The following is a 5,671-nucleotide window of genomic DNA, read 5'->3' as shown; positions in this document are numbered from 1 at the left end:
GGCTTCGCGCCGGCGGTGGCGCAGTTGCTGGAGCAGCGGTATCGGGTGTTCGTCGAGGTGAGCCCGCATCCGGTGCTGACGGTCGGGGTCCAGGAATGCGTGGATGAGGCCGCGGCGGAGGCCGTGATCGCCGGGACGCTGCGGCGCGACGACGGCGGGCTGGACCGGGTGCTGGTCTCGGCGGCCGAGTTGTTCGTCCGCGGCGTGCAGGTCGACTGGCGGGCGGTGCTGCCCGGCGGGCGCCGGGTGGACCTGCCGACCTACGCCTTCCAGCACCAGTGGTACTGGCCTGCGAGGGCGGGTTCCCAGGTGGGGAATGTGGCCGCGGCGGGGCTGGCCGCCGCCGGGCACCCGTTGCTGGGCGCCGCCGTGGGCCTGGCCGACTCCAATGGGGTGCTGCTGACCGGCCGCTTGTCGCTCTCGTCGCATCCGTGGCTGGCCGATCACGCGGTGGCCGGAACAGTGATCTTCCCGGGTACCGGGTTCCTGGAGCTGGCGATCCGGGCCGGTGACCAGGTCGGCTGCGAGGTGGTCGAGGAGCTGACCCTGACCGCGCCGCTGGTGCTGGGCGAAACCGATGCCGTCGCGGTGCAGGTGTGGGTGGGCGCCGCGGAGGAGTCGGGCCACCGTAGCGTGAACGTCTACGCCCGCTCTGCCGAGGCCGCCGATGACGTGCCGTGGGTGCGGCACGCCACCGGCACGCTGGCCGTCGGTGCTTCGGCCACCGGTGCTCCCAATGCCGAGCCGTTCGACGCGGCGGTGTGGCCGCCGGCCGGCGCGACCGCGATCGGGCTGGACGGGGTGTACGAGGGACTGGCCGCGGGCGGGTTCGAATACGGCCCGGTGTTCCAGGGGCTGCGAGCGGCCTGGCGTGGTGTCGACGGCGAGGTGTTCGCCGAGGTCGCGCTGCCCGAGCAGGCGGCGTCGAACGCGGGTTCGTTCGGGGTGCATCCGGCGTTGCTGGACGCGGCCTTGCACGCGGTGACCTTCGTCGGGCTGGAGCCGGTGGAGGGTGGCCGGTTGCCGTTCTCCTGGGGGCAGATGAGCCTGCAGGCCACCGGGGCGGCGATGCTGCGGGTGCGACTGTTCCGGACGGGCGACGACGCTGTGTCGCTGACGGCGGTGGACGCCGCCGGGGATTCGGTGCTGTCGGCGCGTTCGCTGGTGCTGCGCCCGTTCACTCCTGATCAGCTCGCCGCCGCCGGTGGTGGTCAGGTGACGGAGCGGGATGGGCTGTTCCGGCTGGATTGGAGCCCGCTTTCCGAGGTTTCCGTGGCTGAGTCGGCGCCGGTGACGGTGGTCGGTTTCTCGGGGTTCGAGCCGGACGCCTTGGGTCTCGCGGCGGCGTGGGAGTCGGTCGGACAGTCGGTGACGGTTCACCGGGATCTGTCGGCGCTGACCGAGGTGGGGCCGGTGCCGGAGGTGGTGCTGGCCGAGGTCGCGGCCGGGTCGGCCGGGGATGCGGTGGTCTCGGCGCGTGCGATGGCGGCTGGGGTGCTGGGTCTGTTGCAGGGGTGGCTGGCCGATGAGCGGTGTGCTGGTTCGCGGTTGGTGATCGTCACTCGTGGTGCGGTGGCCGCCGTTGAGGGTGAGCCGGTGGCGGATCTGGGTGCGGCCGGGGTGTGGGGGTTGGTGCGTAGCGCGCAGTCGGAGAACCCGGGCCGGTTCGCGCTGGTGGACCTGGGGCCGGATGAGTACGGAGACGAGCACGCGGACCCGGGCGCGGATGAGGCCTCGCCCGGTGCGCTGGGGGCCGCGATTCCCGGGTTGCTGGCCGGCCTGCTGGCTTCCGGCGAGCCGCAGGTGGCGGTGCGTGAGGGTGGGGTGCGGGTGCCGCGGTTGGCGTCGCTGGTGTCGGGGGCGGGTCTGTTGCCGCCGGCCGGTGAGGTGGCGTGGCGGCTGGGCAGCCGGGCCAAGGGCAGTCTGGACGCGTTGGAGTTGCTTCCGTTCCCGCAGGCGGCCGAGCCGTTGGAGGCCGGGCAGGTGCGGGTGGCGGTGCGTGCGGCGGGGGTGAACTTCCGGGACCTGCTGGACGGGTTGAACGCGCTGGGCTGGTTCCAGGACAAGGTCGGCCTGATGGGTGGTGAGGCCGCCGGCGTGGTGCTGGAGGTCGGCCCCGGGGTCGACGACCTGCGTCCGGGAGATCGGGTGGTCGGTCTGACCGAAGGTGGCTTCGGCCCGGTGGTGGTCACCGGTGCCGGTGGGGTGACCAAGATCCCCGACGGGGTCTCCTTCGAGCAGGCGGCGACGATTCCGGTGGCGTTCCTCACCACCTACTACGGGCTGATGGATCTGGCCGGGCTGCGGGAGGGGGAGTCGCTGCTGGTGCACGCGGGCACCGGTGGGACCGGGATGGCCGCGATCCAGCTGGCCCAGCGGCTGGGGGTCGAGGTGTTCGCCACGGCCAGCCCGGCCAAGTGGGACGTTCTGCGTTCGCTGGGCATCCCGGACGATCACATCGCCTCCTCGCGCACCCTGGAGTTCGAGCAGCAGTTCTCCCAGGTGTGCGGTGATCGGGGTATCGATGTGGTGCTCAACTCGCTGACCGGGGAGTTCATCGACGCCTCGGCGCGGCTGCTGCGTCCGGGCGGCCGGTTCATCGAGATGGGCAAGCTCGACATCCGCGAGCAGGACCGCTTCCCGGGGCTGGAGTATCACTGGTTCGACGTGCTGGATGCCGGGCCTGAGCGGTTGCGGCAGATTCTGGCCGAGTTGATGGAGCTGTTCGCCGCTGGTGAGTTGCGGCCGTTGCCGGTGACGGCGTGGGATGTGCGCCGGGGCCGGGAGGCGTTCCGGTTCATGAGTCAGGCCAGGCACACGGGCAAGATCGTGTTGACCATGCCCCGGCGCTGGGAGCCGGAGGGCACGGTGTTGATCACCGGTGGCACCGGTGGTCTGGGCGCGGAGGTGGCCCGGCATCTGGTGGCCGAGCACGGGATGCGGCATCTGCTGCTGGCCAGCCGCCGGGGTCTGGAGGCTCCGGGTGCGGTGGAGCTGCGGGCCGAGCTGATCGCGCACGGGGTCGAGGTCACGGTCGCGGCGTGCGACATGGCCGACCGGGATCAGGTGGCGGCGCTGCTGGCGCAGGTCGATGCCGAACATCCGCTGACCGCGGTGGTGCACACGGCCGGGCTCCTCGATGACGGGACGATCGCCTCGCTGACGCCGGAGCGGCTGGACACCGTGCTGCGGCCGAAGGTGGACGCCGCCTGGCATCTGCACGAGCTGACCCAGGAGATGGATCTGGCTGGGTTCGTGGTGTTCTCCTCGCTGGCCGGGCTGATGGGCAACGCCGGGCAGGGCAACTACGCGGCGGCCAATGCCTGGCTGGACGCGTTGATGGCACGGCGCCGGGCGCAGGGACTGCCGGGACTGTCACTGGCCTGGGGACTGTGGGCGCAGGCCACCGGGATGACCGGGGACATGTCACAGGCCGATGTGCAGCGGATGACCGCCGCCGGGCTGCCGCCGATCACCACCGAGCAGGGACTGGCCCTGCTCGACGCGGCCATCGGCTCGGACTCACCGCTCGTGGTCCCGGTGCGGCTGAACCTGCCGGCGATGCCCGCTCAGCAGGTCCCGCCGCTGCTGCGCGGTCTGGTGCGCGGCACCCGTCGTACGGCCGCGTCGGCGCCCGCCCCCGGCGAGGGTGCACTGCTGCGGCAGTTGGCCGGACTGACGCAGGCCGACCGGACACGGTTCGTGGTCGATCTGGTCCGGGCTCAGGCCGCCGCGGTCCTCGGGCATCCCTCGCTGGAGGCGGTGCAGGTTCGCCGGGAGTTCCGTGAGCTGGGCTTCGACTCGCTGACCGCGATCGAGCTGCGCAACCGGCTCAACGCCGCCACCGGGCTGCGCCTGCCCTCCACCCTCGTCTTCGACTACCCCACCCCCACCGTGCTCGGTGAGTACCTGCTGAGCGAGGTGCTCGGCGCGCACGGCGACGCCATCCTGCCGGTGGCCACGGTCTCGGTCGGGGACGACCCGATCGCCATCGTCTCGATGGCCTGCCGTTATCCCGGCGGGGTGAACTCCCCGGAGGATCTGTGGCGGCTGGTCATCGAGGGGCAGGACGCCATCACCCCGCTGCCGACCGACCGCGGCTGGCAGGTCCATGGGGACCTCGACCTGAAGGGCGGGTTCGTCTTCGACGCGCCCGAGTTCGACGCGGAGTTCTTCAGGATCTCCCCGCGTGAGGCGCTGGCGATGGATCCGCAGCAGCGGCTGCTGCTGGAGGCCGCCTGGGAGGTCCTCGAAGGTGCCGGCATCGATCCGGACTCGTTGCGGGGCAGCGACACCGGCGTGTTCATCGGTTCCGTCGGCTCGGGCTACATGCCTGGGGAGGAGTCTCGCGGTCACATCATGACCGGGCAGTTGGCCAGCGTGGCCTCTGGCCGGATCTCGTACACCCTGGGCCTGGAGGGCCCGGCGGTGACGGTGGACACCGCGTGCTCGTCGTCACTGGTGACCATCCACATGGCGGCCCAGGCCCTGCGTAACGGGGAGTGCTCGCTCGCGGTGGCCGGCGGTGTCACCGTCATATCGACCCTCGCGGCGTTCGGGGAGCTCGGTGAGCAGGGCGGGCTGGCACCGGATGCGCGCTGCAAGGCGTTCTCCGACTCGGCGGACGGCATCGGATGGTCCGAGGGTGTCGGTCTGGTGATGCTGGAGCGGCTGTCGGACGCGCGGCGCAACGGCCACCAGGTGCTCGCGCTCGTCCGCGGATCGGCGATCAACCAGGACGGCGCGTCCAATGGGCTGACCGCGCCGAACGGCCCCTCTCAGCGGCGGGTGATCCGCAAGGCACTGGCCGTCGCCGGGCTGTCCCCTGCCGAGGTGGACGCGGTCGAGGCGCACGGGACCGGCACCATGCTGGGCGACCCGATCGAGGCGCAGGCGCTGCTGGCGACCTACGGTCAGGACCGGCCGGAGGACCGGCCGTTGCTGCTGGGGTCGATCAAGTCGAACATCGGGCACACCCAGGCCGCGGCGGGTGTGGCCGGTGTGATCAAGATGGTCATGGCTCTCCGGCACGGGATGCTGCCCCGGACGCTGCATGTGGACGAGCCGTCGTCGCATGTGGACTGGGCCTCGGGCGCGGTGGAACTGCTGACCGAGCCGGCCGAGTGGCCGCAGGCCGATCACCCCCGCCGGGCTGGGGTGTCGTCGTTCGGGATCAGCGGCACCAACGCGCACCTGATCCTGGAGCAGGGGCCGGAGGCGGCGAAGCCGGCGGTCGACGAGCCTGCCGGTCCGGCAGGCGGTGTGCTGCCTTGGGTGATCTCGGCCCGTACGGCTGACGCGGTGCGGGCACAGGCCGGTCGATTGACGGCGCACCTGCAGGCCCGGGCTGAGCTGGGTCTGGTGGATGTGGGGTCGTCGCTGGTGTCGTCGCGGTCGCTGTTCGACCACCGTGCGGTGGTGGTCGGTGGGGATCGTGAGGGGCTGCTGGCGGGTGTCGGTGCGCTGAGCGCGGGTGAGTCGCTGCCCGGTGTGGTCGCGGGTGTGGCCGATGTGGATGGGAAGTCGGCGTGGGTGTTCCCGGGTCAGGGGGCGCAGTGGGTGGGGATGGGTGCGCGGCTGCTGGAGGAGTCGGCGGTGTTCGCCGGGCGGATGGCGGAGTGTGCGGCGGCGTTGGAGCCGTTCGTGGACTGGTCGTTGCTGGATGTGGTCC

1 protein-coding gene is annotated in these 5,671 nt (G+C 72.0%); it reads left to right on the top strand.

What is annotated here, in order from left to right; translation table 11 throughout:
* Positions 1–5,671: SDR family NAD(P)-dependent oxidoreductase (locus ABT061_RS48120; protein ID WP_350930424.1), on the top strand; the 5,671-nt coding region annotated here is incomplete at both ends.

This window comes from Streptosporangium sp. NPDC002544 (assembly GCF_040295965.1).
GTDB lineage: Bacteria > Actinomycetota > Actinomycetes > Streptosporangiales > Streptosporangiaceae > Streptosporangium.
Note: the sequence above shows the minus strand (reverse complement) of the source record. Positions and strands in the feature narration are given on the sequence as shown.